Source organism: Nocardia sp. NPDC003482, assembly GCF_053588115.1.
The window spans coordinates 93,975-114,368 of record NZ_JBSFPI010000012.1 but is presented as its reverse complement, the minus strand read 5'-3'; the positions used below and the strand labels follow the sequence as shown (position 1 = coordinate 114,368).

Annotated in this window: 20 protein-coding genes; 9 read left to right on the top strand and 11 right to left on the bottom strand. The window is 70.2% G+C overall.

The annotated features are described in order from the left end of the window. Nucleotides 1–15 precede the first annotated feature (15 nt). From ACWDSJ_RS20365 to dapE, 3 genes are all read right to left on the bottom strand, one after another. The gene (locus ACWDSJ_RS20365) at nucleotides 16–558 is read right to left on the bottom strand and encodes an LOG family protein (protein ID WP_450033582.1); all 543 of its coding nucleotides are present in this window, start codon (nucleotides 556–558) and stop codon (nucleotides 16–18) included. Beyond that, nucleotides 555–1,358 carry an LOG family protein gene (locus ACWDSJ_RS20360; RefSeq protein ID WP_450033581.1) on the bottom strand — a complete coding sequence of 268 codons (804 nt, stop codon included), beginning with the start codon at nucleotides 1,356–1,358 and terminating at the stop codon, nucleotides 555–557. The genes ACWDSJ_RS20365 and ACWDSJ_RS20360 overlap by 4 nt, the downstream gene beginning before the upstream one ends. A 160-nt stretch (nucleotides 1,359–1,518) precedes the next feature. Continuing rightward, nucleotides 1,519–2,616: a succinyl-diaminopimelate desuccinylase gene (dapE, locus tag ACWDSJ_RS20355; RefSeq protein WP_450033580.1), complete on the bottom strand. Its 1,098-nt coding sequence runs from the start codon at nucleotides 2,614–2,616 to the stop codon at nucleotides 1,519–1,521. A gap of 40 nt (nucleotides 2,617–2,656) precedes the next feature. On the opposite strand from dapE, the gene dapD reads away from it, so the two are divergent. After that, entirely contained in the window at nucleotides 2,657–3,610 is a 954-nt protein-coding gene (gene dapD, locus ACWDSJ_RS20350) for a 2,3,4,5-tetrahydropyridine-2,6-dicarboxylate N-succinyltransferase (RefSeq protein WP_387363581.1), read from the top strand. On the opposite strand, the gene ACWDSJ_RS20345 is transcribed toward dapD, so the two are convergent. The 3 genes from ACWDSJ_RS20345 to ACWDSJ_RS20335 form a co-directional block, all read right to left on the bottom strand. Next, nucleotides 3,585–3,851: a hypothetical protein gene (locus tag ACWDSJ_RS20345; RefSeq protein WP_450033579.1), complete on the bottom strand. Its 267-nt coding sequence runs from the start codon at nucleotides 3,849–3,851 to the stop codon at nucleotides 3,585–3,587. The two genes, dapD and ACWDSJ_RS20345, sit on opposite strands and share 26 nt — an antisense overlap. Nucleotides 3,852–4,097: 246 nt before the next feature. After that, the gene (locus tag ACWDSJ_RS20340; RefSeq protein WP_450033578.1) at nucleotides 4,098–4,469 is read right to left on the bottom strand and encodes a PPOX class F420-dependent oxidoreductase; all 372 of its coding nucleotides are present in this window, start codon (nucleotides 4,467–4,469) and stop codon (nucleotides 4,098–4,100) included. Between the two features lie 34 nt (nucleotides 4,470–4,503). Further along, complete coding sequence (locus tag ACWDSJ_RS20335) at nucleotides 4,504–5,934, bottom strand: acyl-CoA synthetase (protein ID WP_450033577.1); 1,431 nt, start codon at nucleotides 5,932–5,934, stop codon at nucleotides 4,504–4,506. A gap of 132 nt (nucleotides 5,935–6,066) precedes the next feature. On the opposite strand from ACWDSJ_RS20335, the gene ACWDSJ_RS20330 reads away from it, so the two are divergent. Continuing rightward, complete coding sequence (locus tag ACWDSJ_RS20330; RefSeq protein WP_450033576.1) at nucleotides 6,067–6,924, top strand: oxygenase MpaB family protein; 858 nt, start codon at nucleotides 6,067–6,069, stop codon at nucleotides 6,922–6,924. On the opposite strand, the gene ACWDSJ_RS20325 is transcribed toward ACWDSJ_RS20330, so the two are convergent. Further along, nucleotides 6,921–7,553: a TetR/AcrR family transcriptional regulator gene (locus tag ACWDSJ_RS20325; protein ID WP_387363568.1), complete on the bottom strand. Its 633-nt coding sequence runs from the start codon at nucleotides 7,551–7,553 to the stop codon at nucleotides 6,921–6,923. The two genes, ACWDSJ_RS20330 and ACWDSJ_RS20325, sit on opposite strands and share 4 nt — an antisense overlap. A gap of 173 nt (nucleotides 7,554–7,726) precedes the next feature. On the opposite strand from ACWDSJ_RS20325, the gene ACWDSJ_RS20320 reads away from it, so the two are divergent. The 3 genes from ACWDSJ_RS20320 to ACWDSJ_RS20310 all read left to right on the top strand — a co-directional run bounded on the left by ACWDSJ_RS20320 (nucleotide 7,727) and on the right by ACWDSJ_RS20310 (nucleotide 10,235). After that, the gene (locus ACWDSJ_RS20320; protein WP_450033575.1) at nucleotides 7,727–8,596 is read left to right on the top strand and encodes an oxygenase MpaB family protein; all 870 of its coding nucleotides are present in this window, start codon (nucleotides 7,727–7,729) and stop codon (nucleotides 8,594–8,596) included. A 70-nt stretch (nucleotides 8,597–8,666) separates the two neighbouring features. Continuing rightward, nucleotides 8,667–9,974 carry a S8 family serine peptidase gene (locus tag ACWDSJ_RS20315; protein ID WP_450033574.1) on the top strand — a complete coding sequence of 436 codons (1,308 nt, stop codon included), beginning with the start codon at nucleotides 8,667–8,669 and terminating at the stop codon, nucleotides 9,972–9,974. 9 nt (nucleotides 9,975–9,983) lie between these two features. Next, nucleotides 9,984–10,235 (top strand): hypothetical protein, encoded by a 252-nt coding sequence (locus tag ACWDSJ_RS20310; protein ID WP_450033573.1) that lies wholly within the window; start codon nucleotides 9,984–9,986, stop codon nucleotides 10,233–10,235. A 51-nt stretch (nucleotides 10,236–10,286) separates the two neighbouring features. Here ACWDSJ_RS20310 and dapC read toward each other — a convergent pair whose 3' ends face one another. The 3 genes from dapC to ACWDSJ_RS20295 form a co-directional block, all read right to left on the bottom strand. After that, on the bottom strand, nucleotides 10,287–11,396 hold the full coding sequence (gene dapC, locus ACWDSJ_RS20305) for a succinyldiaminopimelate transaminase (protein ID WP_450033572.1): 1,110 nt from the start codon (nucleotides 11,394–11,396) through the stop codon (nucleotides 10,287–10,289). Nucleotides 11,397–11,401: 5 nt separating this feature from the next. Continuing rightward, complete coding sequence (gene fdxA, locus ACWDSJ_RS20300; RefSeq protein WP_251914113.1) at nucleotides 11,402–11,725, bottom strand: ferredoxin; 324 nt, start codon at nucleotides 11,723–11,725, stop codon at nucleotides 11,402–11,404. Nucleotides 11,726–11,847: 122 nt separating this feature from the next. After that, nucleotides 11,848–12,306, bottom strand: coding sequence for a MarR family winged helix-turn-helix transcriptional regulator (locus ACWDSJ_RS20295; RefSeq protein ID WP_450033571.1), 459 nt, complete (start codon nucleotides 12,304–12,306; stop codon nucleotides 11,848–11,850). A 76-nt stretch (nucleotides 12,307–12,382) separates the two neighbouring features. On the opposite strand from ACWDSJ_RS20295, the gene ACWDSJ_RS20290 reads away from it, so the two are divergent. Further along, complete coding sequence (locus tag ACWDSJ_RS20290; protein ID WP_450033570.1) at nucleotides 12,383–13,564, top strand: MFS transporter; 1,182 nt, start codon at nucleotides 12,383–12,385, stop codon at nucleotides 13,562–13,564. Here ACWDSJ_RS20290 and ACWDSJ_RS20285 read toward each other — a convergent pair. Then, on the bottom strand, nucleotides 13,542–16,142 hold the full coding sequence (locus ACWDSJ_RS20285) for a bifunctional FO biosynthesis protein CofGH (RefSeq protein ID WP_450033569.1): 2,601 nt from the start codon (nucleotides 16,140–16,142) through the stop codon (nucleotides 13,542–13,544). The two genes, ACWDSJ_RS20290 and ACWDSJ_RS20285, sit on opposite strands and share 23 nt — an antisense overlap. A 114-nt stretch (nucleotides 16,143–16,256) precedes the next feature. On the opposite strand from ACWDSJ_RS20285, the gene ACWDSJ_RS20280 reads away from it, so the two are divergent. The 3 genes from ACWDSJ_RS20280 (at nucleotide 16,257) to ACWDSJ_RS20270 (ending at nucleotide 20,386) form a co-directional block, all read left to right on the top strand. Next, on the top strand, nucleotides 16,257–16,757 hold the full coding sequence (locus ACWDSJ_RS20280) for a PH domain-containing protein (protein WP_387363543.1): 501 nt from the start codon (nucleotides 16,257–16,259) through the stop codon (nucleotides 16,755–16,757). Between the two features lie 67 nt (nucleotides 16,758–16,824). Continuing rightward, complete coding sequence (locus ACWDSJ_RS20275; RefSeq protein WP_450033568.1) at nucleotides 16,825–18,315, top strand: PH domain-containing protein; 1,491 nt, start codon at nucleotides 16,825–16,827, stop codon at nucleotides 18,313–18,315. 118 nt (nucleotides 18,316–18,433) lie between these two features. Then, nucleotides 18,434–20,386, top strand: a complete 1,953-nt coding sequence (locus ACWDSJ_RS20270) for an FAD-dependent oxidoreductase (protein WP_450033567.1) — start codon at nucleotides 18,434–18,436, stop codon at nucleotides 20,384–20,386. The last annotated feature ends 8 nt before the right edge of the window (nucleotides 20,387–20,394 follow it).

The window sequence follows — 20,394 nt, the reverse complement described above, 5'->3', positions numbered from 1 at the left end:
CACCAGGATTCGAACTCAGCTCGGCCGGGCGAGCGCCTCGAACGCCGCCGCCAGGTCCGAGGTCACCGTAACCCGGTCCAGCGCGGCCGAACCGATGAACCCGGCACTCTTTATCTCATCGAGCCACGCGAACAGCCCGCGATAGTGATCGTGCGGATCGAGCACCACCAGCGGCTTGTCGTGCTGGCCGAGATAGCCGCCGGTCCACGCCTCGAAGAACTCCTCGAGCGTGCCGACGCCGCCGGGCAGGGTGAGGAAGGCGTCCGCGCGGGCCTCCATGATCCGTTTGCGTTCGCGCATGGTGTCGGTGACGATCAGCTCGTCGGCCGCGACGTCCGCGACCTCGAGATGCACGAGGTTCTTCGGGATCACGCCGATCGTGCGCGCCCCGCCCGCGCGGGCCGCGGTCGCCACCGCGCCCATCATCGACACATTGCCGCCGCCGGACACCAATTGCCAACCGCGCCGGGCGATTTCGGCGCCCACCTCGGTCGCCAGCTCGATGCTCTCGAGGGATTGCGTACTCGCCGAACAGTAGACGCACACCGCGAAGCTCACCACTGATCCTCCGTGCCGATCGCGTCCCGGCCGCGACTCTCCGCCGCCCGCAGCACGATCTCGACGACCTCGTCCACGCTGTCGGTGACGTGCAGCAGCTCCACGTCGCCGGGCGAGATCTTGCCCGAGGCCAGCAGCGTATTCCGTATCCAGTCCACCAGACCGGCCCAGAATTCGCTGCCGAACAGAATGATCGGGAAACGGGTGATCTTGTGGGTCTGCACCAGGGTGAGCGCCTCGAACAGCTCGTCCAGCGTGCCGAATCCGCCGGGCAGGCAGATGAACGACTGGGAGTACTTGACGAACATGGTCTTTCGCGCGAAGAAGTACCGGAAGTTCAGGCCCAGATCGACCCAGTCGTTGAGGCCCTGTTCCATCGGCAGTTCGATGCCCAGCCCGATCGAGTAGCCGCCCGACTCCGACGCGCCCCGGTTGGCCGCCTCCATCACGCCCGGTCCGCCGCCGGTGATCACCGCGAATCCGGAGCGGGCCAGCGCCCCGCCGATCTCGCGGGCCGCCTGATACTCGCGGCTGTCCGGCGCGGTGCGTGCGGAGCCGAAAACCGTGACGGCCCTGGGGATTTCGGCGAGCGCGCCGAAACCCTCCACGAACTCGCTCTGAATCCGTAGTACGCGCCAGGGGTCGGTGTGCACCCAATCGGTGGGGCCGCGACCGTCGAGCAAATGCTGATCGGTGGTCGTAGTGCCCTGTTTGCGGTCCCGGCGCAGCATGATGGGCCCGCGGAATTTCGGCGTGGACTTCGGCGGCGGGGCGACGCCGCGATCGGACTCGGTGGACATGAATCCACGCTACCGATCCGCTACCGCCGCCCGGTCACGGACGCCCGACCATCCGGCGAACAACGTGTCACGCGGCCATACCCCCACCGGCGGTGCGCGGTCCACCGACGGCGCGGCCGCATGGCGGACAACACGTCTCCCACGATCGACCGACGGCGCGTCACGCCCGCCCGGTGAGATAGCCGCGCAAAATCTCGGTGACCGTGGTGATCTGGGCCGTGGGCACATGCTCGTCGACCTTGTGGGCCAGATTCGGGTCGCCGGGGCCGAAGTTCACCGCGGGAACGCCGCGGGCGGCGAAGCGGGAGACGTCGGTCCACCCGTACTTGGCCCGTACTCCGCCGCCGCCGTGCGCGTGCACCTGGTCGACGAGGTTCTTGGCGGCCGGGGCCGACAGGCCGGGCAGCGCGCCGGGAGCGCCGTCGGTGCGCTCGAACTCGACGTCCAGGCCCGAGAAGACCTGGCGCACATGCTCGGTCGCCTCGTCCAGCGAACGGTCCGGGGCGAAGCGGAAATTCACCACCACCTCGGCCTCGTCGGGCACCACATTGCCCGCGACGCCGCCGCCGACCCGCACCGCCGACAGGCCCTCGCGATAGACGCAGCCGTCGAGGTCGACCTCCCGGGGACGGTAGTCGCGCAGCCGTTCCAGGATGGGGGCGAGACGGTGAATCGCGTTGTCGCCCAGCCACGCTCGCGCGGTGTGCGCGCGGGTGCCGGAGGTGGTGAGCCGGGCGCGCAGGGTGCCCTGACAGCCCGCCTCGATCCAGCCCGCGGAGGGTTCGCCGAGGATGGCGAGGTCGGCGTCGAGCCAGTCGGGCAGTTCGCGTTCGATGCGGCCGAGGCCGTTGTACTCGGCGGCGATCTCCTCGCAGTCGTAGAAGATCAGGGTCAGATCGCAGACCGGGTCGGCGACGGTGGCGGCCAGGTGCAGGAAGACCGCGTCGCCGGATTTCATGTCGACGCTGCCGCAGCCGTAGAGCTTCTCCACGCCGTCCTCGGTGACGAAGTGGCCGGGCACGTTGTCGGCGATCGGGACGGTGTCGAGGTGGCCGGCGAGGACGACGCGGGTGGGGCGGCCCCGGTTCGTGCGGGCCAGCACCGTATTGCCGTGGCGGAGCACCTCGAAGCCCTCGGTCTGTTCGCGCAGCGCCCAGGCGACCGTGTCGGCGATGGCCGCCTCGTCCCGCGAGACGCTCGGCATGTCGACGAGTGCGGCGGTGAGGGCGATGGGGTCGGCGCGCAGATCGATGGTCACCCCGTCCACCCTAATATTTCGGTTGCTTAAACTGCTCGTCGTGAGCACTCAGGGAGCATCCGCAGTCGGCCTCGCGACGGTGACCGTCAACGGCACGGTCCTCGACACCTGGTACCCGTATCCCGAGCTGGGCGAGTTCCGGCAGGCCGGGACGGAGCGGATCAGCGCCGCCGATCCGGAGTACGCCCGGTTCGCGGAGCTGGTCGGGTCCGACGAGGCCCGCCGGGTCGAGGTGGTCGCGGTGCGCACCACGATCGCCGACCTGTCGGCCGCGCCGGTGGACGCGCACGACGTCTATCTGCGGCTGCATCTGCTCTCGCATCGGCTGGTGCGCCCGCACGGCGCGAATCTCGACGGTATCTTCGGCCTGCTGGCGAACGTGGTGTGGACCAACCACGGGCCGTGTGCGGTCGAGGATTTCGAGCTCGTCCGCGCGAAGTTGCGCGCCCGCGGGCCGGTCACGGTGTTCGGCGTGGACAAGTTCCCCCGGATGGTCGACTACGTCCTGCCGACCGGTGTGCGCGTCGCCGACGCCGACCGCGTCCGCCTCGGTGCCCACCTCGCCGAGGGCACCACGGTCATGCACGAGGGCTTCGTCAACTACAACGCGGGCACCCTCGGGGCCTCCATGGTCGAGGGCCGGATCTCCGCGGGCGTCGTCGTCGGCAACGGCTCCGACGTGGGCGGCGGGGCCTCGATCATGGGCACGCTGTCGGGCGGCGGCAAGCAGGTCATTTCGATCGGGGAACGGTGTCTGCTGGGCGCGAACGCGGGTCTGGGCATTTCCCTCGGAGACGACTGCGTCATCGAGGCGGGGCTGTATGTCACCGCGGGGACCAAGGTCTCCCTCCCCGATGGGCGCACCGCCAAGGCGTCGGAATTGTCGGGCCAGTCCAACCTGCTGTTCCGGCGTAACTCGCTCTCGGGTGCGGTGGAAGTGGTGGCGCGCAAGGGAACCGGGATCGAACTCAACGCGGCGTTGCACGCCAACTGAGGCGGCGAGGTCCCTCGGCGGTCAGCGCCAGCATTCCCGTGTGGGGTGCGTAGGCCAAAGCGCTGACCGCGCCGGTGGATTCGGTGTGCACCGGTGCACCGGTCTCGGCGTCCAGCCAGATGATTCCGGTGTCGAGTCCGAGCGCGAGACGAGTGCCGTCCGGGGTGAAGCACAGCGATCCCCGGTCGGGGCGGCGGATCGGTCGCTCGGCGAGGGAATCGTCTATCGTCCTGTGCCACACCAGGTTTCCGGTGTCGCTGTCGATCAGGGGGCAGACGCCCCAAGTGCGCCCGTGACTGTCGCCATGAGGGCCGCGCCCACTAACAGCCTGCCGACGAGCTCTCCCCCCTGTCCCCGAGCGAAGCGAGAGGTTCGCCTACAGCGCGGCTGCGGTCGCGCACCTACCCTGTCCCCGAGCGAAGCGAGGGGTCCGCCTACAGCGCGGCTGCGGTCGCGCACCTACCCTGTCCCCGAGCGGAGCGAGGGGTTACTCGATGCCGAAGGCGAGGATGCGTTCCGGGGTGATGCGGATCAGTTCCGGGGTGCCGCCGGGGAGGTAGGTTTCCACGTCGCGGAGGGGTTGGGCGGTGCCTCGGATTTCGAGGCAGCGGACTGTCCAGGGGGACAGGGATTTTATGTCGTCTACGACGAAGGCGACCTTCTCGTGTTTGGTGAGGTTGCGGAACTTCTGGGAGGCGCCGAGGTTGTGGCCGGCGATGTCGATGGTGCCGAGGGATTCGTTGTAGCGGAAGCCGACCGGGTTGTTCTGGGGGGTGCCGTCGGGGCGGATGGTGGCCAGGCGGCCCAGCCGCTGGGTGCGCAGATAGTCGATCTGGGCGGGCGACAGGGTTGCGATCATGATGGGGAGCCTAGGACCTCGAGTGCGGTGCAGGTCAAGGGGTGAGGAGCTTCTTCTGGACCTTGCCCATGGCGTTGCGCGGGAGGGCGTCGACCAGGCGGACCTCGCGGGGGCGTTTGTGGGCCGAGAGTTGTTGTGCCACATGGTCGATCAGGTCGGTGGCGAGATCCTCGGCGGGTTCGCCGCGGGGGACGACGAACGCGACGATGCGCTGCCCGAGATCGTCGTCGGGCACCCCGACCACCGCCGCCTCCGCGACGCCCGCGTGCCCCAGCAGCGCCGTCTCGATCTCCCCGGCCCCGATCCGGAACCCGCCGGACTTGATGAGATCCACCGACTCCCGCCCCACGATCCGATGAAAGCCGGACGCGTCGATCGCGGCGACGTCCCCGGTCCGGAACCAGCCGTCCTCGGTCCAGCACTCGGCGCTCGCCTCGGGCCGATTCAGGTACCCGTCGAACAGCATCGGCCCGCGCACCTGCAACCCGCCGATGCTCTCTCCGTCGTGCACGACCGCGTTCCCGGCCTCGTCCCGCAGCCGCGTCTCCACCCCCGCCACCGGCGTCCCGACCCAGCCGGGCCGCCGCTCCCCGTCCGCCCGCGTGGACAGCGTGATCATGGTCTCGCTCATCCCGTACCGCTCGACCGGAGCGTGCCCGGTCAGCTCGCGCAGCCGCTCGAACACCGGCACCGGCAGCGGCGCACTCCCCGAGACCAGCAGCCGCGCACTCGCCAATTCCCTTGCCGCCGAGGGGTCTTCGACGATCCGCGACCACACCGTCGGCACCCCGAAGTACAACGACCCCCGCGCCGCCGCGTACGCCGCGGGCGTCGGCCTACCGGTGTGCACCAGCGGACTCCCCACCCGCAACGGCCCGAGCAGGCCCAGAATCAACCCGTGCACATGGAACAACGGAAGTCCGTGCACCAGAACGTCGTTCGACGTCCACGCCCACGCCTCGGCCAAGGCATCCAGCCCGGCCGCGATCGCCCCGCGGCTCAGCATCACCCCCTTCGGCGCCCCGGTCGTCCCGGAGGTGTACAACACGAAAGCCGTTGCCCGCGAGTCGGGTTCGGGATACGTGTGCCACGACCGCGCGTGCCTGCGCACCGGCACCACCGGCAACGCCGACCCCTCCGGCGCCTCACCCAGCCACGCCCGCGCGCCGGAGTCGGCGAGAATGTGCTCGAGTTCGGCCGCCCCGGAATCCGGCGGGACGGGCACCACCGTCACCCCCGCGATCAGACAGCCGACCACCGCCAATACCGTCGTCACCGTCGGCCGCGCCAGCACCGCGACCCGGCCCGCCCCGGCGATCCGCTCGGCGACCGAGGTGGCCGCGCCCAGCACATCGCTGCGGGACAGCGTCTGCCCGTCGACGGTGACCGCGTCGGGGATATCGGCCCCCGCGGCAACGGCGGCCGGATTCAGTGAGCGCAGCAGCGGCGACGACGCGAAAGACACCCGCCCAACCTACCAATTCGCTGCTCGCGCCCCGTAATTGCGAAACGGTCACCCTCGCCGCGCGGCCGTTGACATGCCGATGACGCAATGAGAGCTTTGATTCACAGCCTCTCGAGAAGTACGAGGTCGACGATGACCGGGCCACTTCGCGCGACGACGCACGATTCGCCGGTGCGGCGGGACGATTTCGACATCACCCGCTACCTGTACGGCACCACGGCCTTGTTCGGCGCGGCGACCAATGTGATCCTGCAACTCAGCGCGGCCCCCGTCGGCTACGGCGTCGTCGAGAGCGCTGTGGACAGCGGCAAGATCATGCTGCATCCGATCAAGCGCACCCGCACCACGCTCACCTATCTGGTCGTCGCCCTGCTCGGCGACGAGACCGAGCGCGCCGCCTACCGCAAGGCGGTCAACCGGTCCCATCGCCGGGTCCGCTCGGGTCCGTCGAGTCCGGTGCGCTACAACGCCTTCGACCCCCGCCTGCAACTGTGGGTCGCGGCCTGCCTGTACTGGGGCGCGCGGGATCTGTACGAGCGCATGCACGGCCGGATGAGCGAGGCCGACGCCGACGCCTTCTACAACCATTGCGCCCGCTTCGGCACGACGCTCCAGATGCCGCCCGCGCTGTGGCCGCCCGACCGTAACGCCTTCGACGAGTACTGGGCCGCCACCCTCGCGAGCGCGACCCTCGATCCGCCGGTGCGCGCCCACCTCCTGGAACTGGTCGACCTGAGGATGTTCCCGCGCCCGATCCAGTTGTCCTGCGCCGGTTTTCACCGCTGGCTGGTCGCGGGCCTGCTGCCGCCGGATCTGCGCGCGCGACTGGGCATGACCTGGACCGACCGCGACGAACAACGCCTGGCCCTGCTGCTGCGCGCCGTCGGCGCGGTCGAGGAGCGAATTCCCCAGCGGCTCAGGCTGTTTCCGATGCACATCCTGCTGACCGACCTGCGCCTACGCCGCCAGCTCGGTCTGCGCCCGGTCTAACGCACCCGGAACCCCGGCACGATGTGCTCCCGGGCGAACCGCCGCAGCGCGGCGTCGTCGTCGAGCGGAATGACCGTCTGCGGCGTCAACGCCATCGACAGCGCGTTGCGCGCGATCAACTCGGCCAGCGGCAGCGGATCGTAGGACTCGAGCTTGCCCTCGGCCTGCAACCGCGCGATGAACTCCGCGAGATAGTCGCGCCCGAGCTCGATCACGGGCGCGCCGCGCACGGTCAGATGCGGCAGCACCACCTCCGGCTCGGTCTTCAGCAGCCGATCCAGCAGCCGATTGCCGCGCAACCCGTCGAGGAAGGCGACGAACAACTCCACGATCTGATCCTCGGCCGCAGCCCCGCGGTCGATCTGCGGTTGCACCGCGGCGTCCACCCGCTCGACGAACTGCCGGGCCTGCCGCAGCCCGACCGCCTGGATCAGATCCGACTTCCCCGCGAACCGTCGATACAGCGTGGCCAGCGACAGACCACCGCGGCGGGCCACCTCGACCATGCTGGTCCGCTTGATCCCGAAGTCGAGGAAGGCCAGCAGGGCCGCATCGAGCACCTTGGCCTGATTCCGGTCCTCCGGACCCGCCTCCCGGACCAGCGGCAACAGGTTGGCCGGCTTGGCCATGTGCTGGGCCCCTTTCGGCGACACGAAACGATGACAAGGCGATCTTCCCATAGGATCAGCCGGGCTCCTATGGCATTGACAGGCCGGTCGGTTCGATGAGAAGGTGCGAGAGGAAGTTTCTCACCCTTCGTCCGCCCGCGGGCGCGAAGCCGGACCGAGGAGACGGATCAACGATGACCGCCGCCCCCCTGCGCTACGACCACGAGCCCACCGAGCCGCCCATCCGGATTCTCACGCCCGAGGACGTCCGACCCCATCTCGACGGTGTCGCGGCGTTCCTGGGCGGCGCGGCCAACGTCGTCATGCAGCTGAGCCATCCGCCCGTCGGCTACGGCGTGCTGGAGAGCCCGGTCGAGAGCGGCAGCGTCATGGTGCATCCGCTCAAGCGCCTGCGCACCACGCTGACCTATCTCGCGGTCGCGTGGATGGGCACCGAGGAGGATCGGCGCGCCTATCGCGAAGCCGTCAACGGCTCGCATCGGCCGATCCACTCCGAGCCGGGCGCGCCGGTGAAGTACAACGCCTTCGACCCGAAGCTGCAACTGTGGGTGGCGGCCTGCCTGTACTGGGGCTTCGACGACCTCTACACCCGGATGCGCGGACCGATGGAACCCGCACTGGCCGAAGCCTTCTACCAGTACTCCGCGCGCTTGGGCACCACCTTGCAGATGCGTCCGGAGATGTGGCCCGCGGACCGGTCGGCGTTCTACCGCTACTGGGAGGACAACCTCACCCAGCGGACCATCGACGAACCGGTGAAGCGCTACTTCGACGACCTCATCGACCTGAGGATGCTGCATCCGGTGCCGCGCAAGATCTTCGGGCGGCTGCACCGATTCGGCGTGACCGCCCTGCTCCCCCCGCATCTGCGCGACCAGATGGGCATGACCTGGACCGAACGCGACGAGCGCCGCTATACCCGTATCCTGCGGGCGATCTCGTTCGTGTGGGTGCGGCTGCCCGCGCCGCTGCGCCGGTTCCCGTTCAATTACTACCTGCTGGACATGCGAATTCGCCGTCGCCTCGGCCGTCCGCTGCTCTGAACGCGCGCTGCGCGTGCGGAAGTCGGCACACGCTGAGCGAATTCGCGCCCGGGACGGCAGGATGTCGATCATGCGCGTCGTCATCGAGCTTCGCCCCACCGCCGAACTGATCACCGCCGTCGCCGATCCGGACGTCCGGGTCACCGCGGCGGACGTCGCCGGGGAACTGCCCGGCCTCGACCTCGACCCGGACTTCGAGCCGGTCGCCATCCCCTGGCTCGGCGGTCCGAGTCCGTCGATGTCTCCGGAGCACGCCACCGTCGTGGTGCGCGGCCGGATCGGCGACGATCCCGACGAACACCGCCGGATCAGCGAAACCGATTCCGTCACCGGGGTTTTCGCCGACCCCGCCATCGAACCCGTGCTGACCTGCGGCGGCGATCCCGCGGTCGGCGACTGGCACGCGGTGGCGGCGCTGCTGCGCGCCGACGACCTCGCGAAGGCCGGATTGACCGGGCAGGGGGTGGCGCTGGCGATCGTCGACACCGGCATCAACGCCGCGCAGGTCGAGAAGGTGCGCGGCGGTCGTCTCACCATCGATGCCGCGCGTAGCTGGAACCCGCAGGGCGTCAACGGAACCGCGGGCGCCTTCCCCGTGGACCACGGCACCATGTGCGCCTTCGACGCGTCGCTGGCCGCACCGCAGGCGTCGTTCCTGGACCTGCCCGTGCTGCGCAGCACCCGGCAGGGCAAGACCCAGATGGACGGCCTGCTCTCCGACGCGCTCGCCGGATACGCGCATCTGCGCACGGTGCTGACGAATCAGCCCGCGGCCACCCGCGCGCTGGTGATCAGCAACAGCTGGGGTTCGTTCGCGCCGAGCTGGGACTATCCGGTGGGTCAGGCGGGCAACTACTCCGACAATCCGGCGCACCCGTTCAACGTGATCGTGGGCTCGCTGGAGGCGGCGGGCGCGGACATCCTCTTCGCCGCGGGCAACTGCGGCCGCGACTGCCCCGACGCCCGGTGCGGGTACCCGGATCGTCCGATCACCGGGGCGAATTCGCATCCGAGCGTGCTGAGCATCGCGGGGGTCGACACGAAGAATCAGCGCGTCGGCTACTCGTCGCAGGGACCGGGGCGATTGACCGATCGCAAACCGGACGTGTGCACGTACACGCACTTCACCGGATCAGGGGCCTTCGGCGACGAACCCGACACCGGCACCTCCGCGGCGTGCCCGGTGGCGGCCGGACTGGTCGCGGCCATCCGCACGAAGTGGTCGGCCACCGCGCTACCGCCCGCCCGGCTGCGGGAACTGCTCCAGCGCACCGCCTCCGACCGCGGCGGCCAGGGATTCGACTACGACTACGGGTACGGCATCGCCGACACCGCGGCCCTGCTCGCGGAGCTGCGACGGACTCCCGATCGGGCGTAGCGTGGTGTGATGCTGCTGCTCACCGTCCAGCTCCCGCAGGGCGCGACCATGAGCGACGCCCTGCGCGAGCTGCGGCTCGCCGCGGACGATGTCGACGTCGACTACGGCCTCATCTGCGTCGACCCCGCTACCTGCCTGTTCGCCCTGCGGGTCACCGAATCCGCCGCCACCCGCCTCACCGGAACCGGCACGGGCGCAACGGTTTTCGCCGATCCACGCATCGAACCCGCTGGGCCGGAGGAGGATTCGCCGCCCCGCTAGCTCAGGTGGCATTGATGCGTTGGGCCGGAAGAGGATTCGCCCCCCGCTGACTCAGGCGGCGATGAGCCGTTTGACGGCCGCGGCGATCCGCTCGTCGGTGGCGGTGAGGGCGATGCGGACGTGTCGCGCGCCCGACGGCCCGTAGAAGTCGCCGGGGGCGGCGAGGATGCCGCGGTCGGCCAGCCAGTCGAGGGTGGTGCGCGCCGGTTCGTCGCGGGTGGACCACAGATACAGCCCGGCCTGCGAGTGATCGATGCGGAAACCGGCCTCGGTCAAGGCGTTTCGCAGGATCTCGCGGCGCGCGCGGTAGCGTTCGCGCTGGGCCGCCTCGTGCGCGTCGTCGCCGAGCGCGGCGGTCATGGCCGACTGCACCGGGAACGGGACGATCAGGCCCGAATGCTTGCGCACCTCCAGCAGTTCGCGCACCAACTCCGGGTCACCGGTGACGAAACCCGCGCGGTAGCTGGCGAGATTGGAGGTCTTGGACAGCGAGTGGATGGCCAGCAGCCCGGTGTGGTCGCCGTCGCAGACTCGCGGATCGAGGATCGACACGGCCTCCTCGTCCCACGCCAGGCCCAGATAGCACTCGTCGGAGGCGACGATCGCGCCACGCTCGCGGGCGAAGGACACCACCTTGCGCAGGTGGTCCACCCCCAGCACCCGGCCGGTCGGATTGGACGGGGAGTTGAGGTAGATCAGGGCGGGCCGCTGCGGGCCGAGCTGGGTCAGGCCGTCGGCGCGCGCGATCCGCGTGCCCGCCAGCAACGCGCCGACCTCGTAGGTCGGATACGCCACCTCGGGGATCACCACCAGATCCGCGGCCCCGAGCCCGAGCAGCCGGGGCAGACCCGCGATCAGTTCCTTCGTGCCGATCACCGGCAGCACCGCGTCGGGCTCGACGCCGGTGATGCCGAAGCGCCGCCGCAGCGCGTCCGCGACGGCCGCGCGCAGCTCGGGGGTGCCGTGGGTGGCCGGATAGCCCGGCACCTCCGCCACCGCGGCCAGCGCCCGCCGGATCAGCGGATCGACCGGATCCACGGGCGTGCCGACCGACAGATCGACGATGCCGTCGGGATGTTCGGCGGCCCGTCGCTTCACCGAAGCGATGGTGTCCCAAGGGAAATCGGGTAGGGAGCTACTCACCCGGCCACGCGTCGACAACGGTCCTACTCGCTCGCCATCGGCGGTAGCGCGGCGATGAACGGCGGGTCGTAGTCGACCTTGCCGACCTTGGTCGCGCCGCCGGGCGAACCCAGCTCGTCGAAGAAGTCGACGTTGGCGTTGACGTACCCGCTCCACTGGTCCGGGGTGTCGTCCTCGTAGAAGATCGCCTCCACCGGGCACACCGGCTCACATGCACCACAGTCCACGCACTCGTCCGGATGGATGTACAGCATGCGACCGCCCTCGTAGATGCAGTCCACGGGGCATTCCTCGATGCACGCCTTGTCCTTCACGTCAACGCACGGTTCAGCGATGATGTACGGCACTGCCGCTCTCCTAGTCTGGTCCTGGCCCGCGGGATACTTCCGCGCCCGCGCAACAGTATCCCGGCACCCACACATTACTACTGGTCAGCCTTGCCTAACTTCTATCGCGGCGACGGCATCGGCTATCCCCCGTTCGCCGCCGCCGGATCGAGGTCCTCCGCCCCCACCAACAGTCGTAGCAGATCGCGAAGTTCGCGCTGCTGAGCGGCGCCGAGGCGGGTCAGCGGGGACCCCGTCTCCAGCTTGGCCAGCACGGCCTTGCGGCTGCCGCGGCCCGCGGCGGTCAGCTCGATCCGCTTGGCCCGGCGGTCGGTCGGATGCGGCACCCGTTCGACCAGACCCTGCGCCTCGAGCCGGTCGAGCACGAAGGTCGCGTTGGAGGGCTCGCACGACATGCGGGCCGCCAGTTCGCGGGCGGTGATCGGGGCGTCGAGTTCGCGCAGCGCGATGACCTGCGAGGGGGTCAGGCCGAGTTGGTCGGCGACGCGGCGGACGTGCCCGTCGAGCCGCCGGGTGAACGAATGCACGAGAAAGCACACGTCGCGGTCGATCTCGCTGTCGACCGGGGTCTGCCGGGCCATGCGCCGAGTCTAGCGGAGATGATTACAACTGTGATAGTTATAGCTCGAATCATTCGAACTGTAACTATTAGGGGTGATGATGCGACTCCCCGTCCTGTCGCTGGTCCTGGTCGTATTCGGTTTGACCACGGGCGAATTCGTGATCGCCGGGATCCTGCCGGAGGTGGCCGACGCGCTGGCGGTGCCGGTGTCCTCGGCCGGCCTGCTGGTCACGGCGTACGCGCTGGGCATGATCGTGGGCGGGCCGGTGCTGACCGCGCTGACCGCCCGCGTCCCGCGACGGCGCTTGATCGCCGGGTTGGTCGGCTTCGCGGTGCTGGCCAATCTCGGTTCGGCGCTCGCGCCGAATCAGCCGGTGCTGCTGGTCACGCGCTTCGCGGCCGGATTGATCGTGGCGACGTTCTTCGCGCTCGCCATCGCGACCGCCGTGCGGCTCGCGCCCGAGGGGAAGGCGGCGTCGGCCGTGGCGCGGGTGGCGCTCGGCCTGAATCTGGGCATGGTGCTGGGGACGCCACTGGGGACCGTGGTCGGCCAATACCTGGGCTGGCGGGCCACTTTCGCGGCCGTTGCGGTGGTGAGCGCGGTCGGGCTGGCGCTCGTGCTGCGCTTCGTCACCGACCTGCCCCCGGCCGCGACCGGGCCGATCATCGGGGAACTGCGCGTGCTGGCCGACCGGCGGCTGCTGGCCGCGATCGCCCTCACCGCCGTCGGGAACCTCGGCGCGGTCATGGTTTTCACCTACATCGCCCCGCTGCTGACCGAGGTGGCGGGCTTCGCCACCGCCGCGGTTCCGGCCCTGCTGCTGCTCTACGGGGCGGGGGCGATCGTGGGCAACCAGCTCGGCGGCCGCCTCGCCGATCGGGCCCCGCTGCCCGCCGTGACCGGACTGCTGGCGGCCTCGGTGGGCGCGCTGGCGCTGTTCTGGGTGGCACTCGGAAATCGCACGGCCACAGCGGTTCTCGTGTTCGCCCTGGGCGCGCTGGCCTTCGCCGTGATCCCCGGCATGCAGGCCCGCGTCATCGGCGCGGCCACGGGGGCGCCCACCCTCGCGCTGGCCATCAACGCGGCCGCCTATCAGCTCGCCGCGGCGCTGGCGGGCCGCCTCGGCGGCTGGATCGCCGACGGGACCGGGATGCGGTCTCTGCCGCTGTTCGCGGCGGTGCCGACCGCGGCGGCGGTCGCCTTCGCCCTGGTGCTGCTGCGCACCGAGGCGACGCGCCGCCGCGGCGTCGAAACTAGCTCAGCGACAACGTCATAGGCGCCGGCCGATGCGGCGGCACCCCGTAGACCGTCGTCCGTTCCCGCACCGGTCGGCCGATGCCCTCGGCGATCTCGTTCAGCTCGGCGACCGTCTTGGCCGACCCGTGCTCGGAACCGGCCATGCGCGAGATGGTCTCCTCCATGAGGGTGCCGCCGAGGTCGTTGGCGCCGCCGTTGAGCATGACCCGGGTGCCGGTGACGCCGAGTTTGACCCAGCTGGTCTGGATATTGGCGATCCGGCCGTGCAGCATGATCCGGGCCAGGGCGTGCACCGCGCGGTTGTCGCGGTTGGTGGGTCCCGGGCGGGACGCGCCCGCGAGGTAGAGCGGGGCGCTCTGGTGGACAAACGGCAGCGGCACGAATTCGGTGAAACCGCCGGTGCGGTCCTGGATTTCGCGCAGCGCCCGCAGGTGCCCGACCCAGTGCCGGGGGCTGTCCACATGCCCGTACATCATCGTGGAGCTGGACGGGATGCCGAGTTCGTGGGCGGTGCTGATGACCTCGATCCAGGCGGAGGCGGGCAGCTTGCCCTTGGTGAGGACCCAGCGCACCTCGTCGTCGAGGATCTCCGCGGCCGTGCCCGGAATCGACCCGAGCCCCGCCTCCTTCAGCGCCGCGAGCCAGTCGCGCACGCTCTCCCCGCCGCGCGAGGCGCCGTTGACGATCTCCATCGGGCTGAAGGCGTGCACGTGCATCGACGGCACCCGCTTCTTCACCGCCCGCACCAGATCGGCGTACCCGGTGACCGGCAGATCCGGATCGATGCCGCCCTGCATGCACACCTCGGTCGCGCCCTCGACGTGCGCCTCCCAGGCGCGGTCGGCGACCTCGTCGGTGCTCAGGGTGAACGCGTCCGCGTCGCCCTTGCGCTGGGCGAACGCGCAGAACCGGCAGCCGGTGTAGCAGATGTTGGTGAAGTTGATGTTGCGGTTCACCACGTAGGTGACGTCGTCGCCGACGGCGTCGCGGCGCAGCTGATCGGCAAGGGCCGCAACGGCTTCCAGCTCCGCGCCGTCCGCGGTGGCCAGCGCCAGATACTGCTCGTCGGTCAGCCCGGCCGGATCGCGTTCGGCCGCGCGCAGCGCCGAGAGCACGTCGGCGTCGAACCGCTCGGGGGCCGACGCGGCCAGCTCCCGCACCTGTTCGCGAATGGTCTCCCAGTCGCCGAACGCGCCCAGCACCTCGTCGCCGAGTCCGGAATCGCTGCGGGACTCGGTGTTTCGGCCGTCGGTGTCGATCGCGGTGTTCAGATCGATCCGGCCCGTCGACTCCCAGGACTCGTCGGGCTCCTGCCAGGGCAGGCCCCGCACGACGGCGTCCGGATTCGCCAGGCCCGTGCGCGCGTCCGAGACGGCGGCCACGTGCGCCCCGATCCGCGGATCCACCCACGGGTTCCCGGCCCGGACGTAGCGCGGATGGGCCGAGGTGCGTTCGGCCAGGCGGAAACCCGCGGCCTCGGTGATCTCGGCGAGGGTGTCCAGATTCGGCCAGGGGCGTTCGGGATTCACGTGGTCGGGGGTCACCGGCGACACCCCGCCCCAGTCGTCGATACCGGCGGCGAGCAGGGCGTGACATTCGCTGTGCGACACCAGATTCGGCGGCGCCTGCACCGCGACGTCCGGCGGCAGCAGCAGGCGGCTCACCGCCACGGTGGCCAGGAACTCCTCGATGTCGGCGTCGGGGGCGTCGCGCATGACGGTGTCCCGCTTGGCCCGGAAGTTCTGCACGATGACTTCCTGGATGTGCCCGAACGCCTTGTGCTGCTTGCGAATCGCGAGAATGGACTCGGCCCGCTCGCGCAATGTCTCGCCGATGCCGACCAGGATGCCGGTGGTGAACGGCACCGACAACCGGCCCGCGTCGGTGATGGCGCGCAACCGCACCGCCGGGTCCTTGTCCGGACTGCCGTAATGACATTCGCCCTTGTCGGTGAACAACCGGGTCGCGGTGGTCTCCAGCATCAGGCCCATGGACTGCGACACCGGCTTGAGCCGCGCGATCTCCGCCCAGGACATGACGCCCGGATTCAGATGCGGGAGCAGGCCCGTCTCCTCGAGCACCAGGATCGACACGGCCCGCAGATAGTCGAGGGTGGAGTCGTAGCCGCGCTCGTCGAGCCACTGCGCGGCCTCGGGCCAGCGGTCCTCGGGACGATCGCCGAGGGTGAAAAGCGCTTCCTTGCAACCCAATTCGGCGCCGCGGCGGGCGATCTCGAGCACCTCGTCGGGTTCGAGGTACATGCCGCGGCCCTCGGCGCGCAGCTTGCCGGGCACGGTCACGAATGTGCAGTAGTGGCACTTGTCGCGACACAGATGGGTCAGCGGGATGAAGACGTTCTTGGAATAGGTGACCACCCCCGCCCGGCCCGCCGACTCCAGCGCGGCGTCGCGCACGCGGGCGGCGCTGCGGCTCAGCTCGGCCAGATCCTCGCCGCGGGCGTGCAGCAGCACGGTGGCCTCGTCCGCGTTCAGCGTCACCCCGTCGCGCGCGCGGCGCAGGGCCCGGCGCATCGCCGACGCCGTCGGCGGCGGAGAAGGAATGCTCGGGTTCGGCAGTTCGGTCACTCCGTCGATCATGCGCTACCCATCCGGACGGTCTCCTTCCAGTGCCTGTGAGCGAGGACAACCTCGCCGTCGACCACACTATTCCGGCCCGGGACGACACTTGCGCGACCGGCCGTTCGTGAAACCATGGGCGACATGACCGAACCGATCATGGCGGCGCCCGCCTGGCGTCCCAGCCCCCGGGCGAAACTGCTGTGGGCGATCGGTCCCGCGTTCGTCTGGGCGATCGTGCTGCTCGGCGAGGCGATCTGGATCGTGTTCGACGCGCGGCACCGGGCGATCCAGGCGACCGCCGTGGTGATCACCCTGGCTGCCGCCCTGTTCGTCTGCGTCGGGGTGCCGTTGTGGCGCTACGCCGTGCACCGCTGGGAGATCACCGACGAGGCCGTCTACACCCGCACCGGCTGGCTCACCCAGGAGAGCCGCGTCGCCCCCATCACCCGAGTCCAAACCGTCGACACCGAACGCGGCCCCCTCGAACGCCTCCTGGGCCTCGCCACCGTCACGGTCACGACCGCATCCTCGGCAGGCGCGGTCCGCATCACCGCCCTCGACCTCCCGATCGCCGAACGAACCGTTGCCCGCCTGACCGAGGTGGCCGCCGCCCATCGAGGGGACGCCACATGACCGGAAGGGCCGCCGCACACACGAAAGGTCGCGTGGCCCAACGGGCCAGCACATATCGGGGGTATGCGTGACCGAGGGGCGGGTTGTCGAGGGGCCGTGGCGGCGGCTGGATGGGCGGATGTTGTTGGTGCATCCGGTGCGGGAGGCGGTTCGGTACATTCCGGTGCTGGTGGTGACGGTCGTGGTGGGGAGTCGGAGCGACAATCCGCTGTGGGGGCTGGTGGGGTTGGGGGTGATCGTCGTTCTGGCGGTGGGGCGTTGGTTCACGACCACGTATCGGATCGGGGCGGAGCACGTTCAGTTGCGGCGCGGTCTGTTGCGGCGGCGCACCCTGACCGTGCCGCGCTCGCGCATCCGGTCGGTGGACGTGCACGCCGATCCGCTGCATCGGGTGCTCGGGCTGGCCGTGCTCACCATCGGCACCGGGCAGCGGGCCGACCGGGAGGAGCGGTTCCATCTCGACGGGCTCGACGCCCGGCGGGTGCCCGAACTGCGGGCGCTGTTGCTGGCCGAGGGGCCCGAGGCCGAGGACACCGGACACACTGCCGCGCCGACGACGGACGAGGGCGTGGACATCGCCGAGTGGCGGCCGTCCTGGGTGCGGTACGCGCCGCTGTCGCTGACCGGGCTGGCCATCGTCGGGCCGATCGTGGGCCTGGCGTTCAAATACGGTGTGGCGCAAGTGGTCGTGGACTCGCGGACCGTGCGGGACCTCGGCGACCACGGCGCGGTGTTCCTCGCGCTGCTGGTGCTGATCGGCATCGCCGTTCTGATCGCGGTCACCGCGGTCGCGGCGTGCGCGCACTACCTGGCCACGTATCACGGGCTGCGCGTGCTCGACGACGGCAAGACCCTGCACATTCGGCACGGGCTGTTCACCACCCGGCAGACCACCCTCGATCTGGCCCGCCTGCGCGGCGCGACGGTCAACGAGCCGCTGTTGCTGCGGCTGGCCGGGGGCGCCGAACTCGAGGCCGTCATGACCGGCACCGACGCGCGCCGCAAGCTGTTGCCGCAGGCCCCCCGGGCGGCGGTCGAACGCACCCTCGCCCGGTTGCTCGCCTCGCGCGGACGCCACGGCGACGCCGCCGCGCCCGCCCGGGTGGAGCTGCTCCGGCACGGCCCGCGCGCCCGGCGGCGGCGGTACGTGCGGGCGCTGTCGCCGGTCGCGCTGCTCGCGGTCGCAGCCGTCGCGAGTTCGCTTGCGGGCGTGGCGGTTCCGTACTGGACGTGGCCGGTGCTTGCGCTGCTCGCGGTCGGCGCGGCCCTGCTGGCCGAGGACCGCTACCGCGGGTTGGGGCACGCGGTGCTGCCCGCAACCCCTATCTGGCTCATCACCCGGCACGGTTCGCTGGATCGCGATCGCGACTGTCTCGAGGCCCCGGGGATCATCGGCTGGACGGTCCGGCAGACGTTTTTCCAGCGTCGCGCGGGTCTGGCCACGGTCACCGCGGCAACCGCCGCGGGAAAGAAGCGCTACCACCTCGTCGACATTCCGATCGAGCGCGCGTGGGAGGTCCTCGACGCGGTCACGCCCGGCCTGCGCGGACACCGCTGAAGTAAGCGCGGATTCTTATATTATTTCGGCCGTTTCGGCTGCAAGGAATCTCGTTAGTGAGCGCGAATTCCCCCTTCGTGATAGAACACAGCAGGCATCACGAAGGGTGATTTTTCTCATGGAGCCTACGGCCGAACAGCGCGCCGCGCTGAGCATGATCTGCGATACGTTCGTTCCCGGCGACGGTGCGACGCTGCCGCCCGCGAGCGAACTCGGAGCGGTGGACACCGTCTTCGACCTGCTGAGCCGCAGCCCCCGGGAGGCGGACAAGAAACAGCTCGCAATGTTGTTGGGGCTGTGGGACTCTCGCATCACCGGTCTACTCACCGGCAGCGGGCCGCGGCGGTTCTCGTCGCTGTCGCAGGCCGAACGCGAACGCGCGCTGCTCCGCCTCGGCGATTCCAATCTGGCTCCCGTCCGCTCGATCTTCCAGGCGCTGAAATCGGCCGCGCTGCTGGCCTACAACGTGACTCCCGGACCCACCGGCGTGAATCCGCTGTGGGAGCGAATGGGTTATCCCGCGCCGACCGGACCGCTGCCCACCGCGCCGGAACCGGCGCTGAATCCGCTGCGTTTCACCGAGAAGACGACGCTGAACTGTGATGTCGTCATCGTCGGTTCGGGAGCGGGCGGCGGCGCCGCGGCGGCGGTACTCGCGGAGGCCGGGCTCGACGTCATCGTGCTCGAACGCGGGAACTATTACGACGACCGTGATTTCGGAGCGGGCGAACTGCCCGCACTCCAGAAACTCTATGCCCCGGGGGCGAGTTCGGCCGAGGGTCAGATCACCCTGGTCGCCGGATCGTGCCTGGGCGGCGGCACCGTGGTCAACTGGAGCACCTCGCTGCCCACCCCCGACGCCGTGCGCGCCGAATGGGCGGACCTGGGCGCGGAGCAGTTCGCCAAGGACGAATTCGACGAGGCCCTCGACGCGGTGCAGCGACGACTGCGCGTCACCGACACCCGCTCACCGCTGTCCTCGCGCGACAGCGTCCTCGAGCGCGGCGCTCAGGCGCTGGGCTGGGAGGTCAGCCCCTTGCCGCGCAACGTCTCCGACGCCTGCGACGCCGGAATCGAGTGCGGCCGTTGCGGTTCCGGCTGCCGGATGGGCGCCAAGCAGTCGGTCGTCAAGACCTGGCTGGCCGACGCCGCCGAGCGGGGCGCGCGCCTGGTGGTCGACGCCGACGTGCGCGAGATCGACGTGCATCACGGTCGCGCGCACGGGGTTTCGGCGCGCACCTCCACCGGCGTCGAGATCAAGGTGCGGGCGCGCGCGGTCGTGGTGTCCGCGGGCGCGTTGCAGACCCCCGCGCTGCTGCGGCGATCGGGCCTGCGCAACGACAACATCGGCCGGTACCTGCGCCTGCATCCCGCCGCCGCGGTCTTCGGCCTGTTCGACGAGGAGATCCGGCCCTGGGAGGGCGCGTTGCAGGGCCGGATCTGCCGCCGGCACGCGGATCTGGACGGCAACGGCTACGGCGTCATCTACGAGACCGGGCCGCTGCATCCGGGCGCGGCGATCGGCTTCATGAGCTGGCGCGGGGCGGAGAGCCACCGCGAGGTGATGTCGAACTTCGGGCGCACGAACGCCATCGGCATCATCACCCGCGACCGCGATCCGGGGCAGGTCACCATCGACAAGACCGGTGAGCCGGTGGTCAAGTACCGGCTGTCGGATTACGACGCCGCGCATCTGCACACCGGAATCCAGGGCGCCGCAAGCATTCTGGAGGCCGCGGGCGCCACGCGCATCTTCTCCGGCCATCAGGCGGGCATCTCCTACGAGCCCGGCCGCACGGGGTCGCACGCCGAGTTCTCCGCCGCCTGCGAGGCCGCGGGCTACGGTCCCGGCCGGTGCTCGCTGGGCGCCCTGCACATCATGGGCTCGGCCCGGATGGGCGGCAGCGCCGAGATGTCGGCCACCAACCCCGACGGGGCCACCTGGGAGGTCCCCAATATCGTCGTCGCCGACGCCTCCTGCTTCCCGACCTCCTCGGGCGTCAACCCGATGGTCTCCATCGAGGCCATCGGTTACATGAACGCCAAACGGCTTGTCTCCCAGTTGATCTGAGCCGTCGC

Coding starts and splice junctions, on each gene's coding strand:
- ACWDSJ_RS20325 (WP_387363568.1), bottom strand. CDS start 7,553: ATGGCCAAGCCGGCCAACCTGTTGCCGCTGGTCCGGGAGGCGGGTCCG.
- ACWDSJ_RS20360 (WP_450033581.1), bottom strand. CDS start 1,358: ATGTCCACCGAGTCCGATCGCGGCGTCGCCCCGCCGCCGAAGTCCACG.
- ACWDSJ_RS20320 (WP_450033575.1), top strand. CDS start 7,727: ATGACCGCCGCCCCCCTGCGCTACGACCACGAGCCCACCGAGCCGCCC.
- ACWDSJ_RS20270 (WP_450033567.1), top strand. CDS start 18,434: ATGGAGCCTACGGCCGAACAGCGCGCCGCGCTGAGCATGATCTGCGAT.
- ACWDSJ_RS20280 (WP_387363543.1), top strand. CDS start 16,257: ATGGGCGACATGACCGAACCGATCATGGCGGCGCCCGCCTGGCGTCCC.
- ACWDSJ_RS20330 (WP_450033576.1), top strand. CDS start 6,067: ATGACCGGGCCACTTCGCGCGACGACGCACGATTCGCCGGTGCGGCGG.
- ACWDSJ_RS20340 (WP_450033578.1), bottom strand. CDS start 4,469: ATGATCGCAACCCTGTCGCCCGCCCAGATCGACTATCTGCGCACCCAG.
- ACWDSJ_RS20310 (WP_450033573.1), top strand. CDS start 9,984: ATGCTGCTGCTCACCGTCCAGCTCCCGCAGGGCGCGACCATGAGCGAC.
- ACWDSJ_RS20285 (WP_450033569.1), bottom strand. CDS start 16,142: ATGATCGACGGAGTGACCGAACTGCCGAACCCGAGCATTCCTTCTCCG.
- ACWDSJ_RS20295 (WP_450033571.1), bottom strand. CDS start 12,306: ATGGCCCGGCAGACCCCGGTCGACAGCGAGATCGACCGCGACGTGTGC.
- ACWDSJ_RS20315 (WP_450033574.1), top strand. CDS start 8,667: ATGCGCGTCGTCATCGAGCTTCGCCCCACCGCCGAACTGATCACCGCC.
- ACWDSJ_RS20290 (WP_450033570.1), top strand. CDS start 12,383: ATGATGCGACTCCCCGTCCTGTCGCTGGTCCTGGTCGTATTCGGTTTG.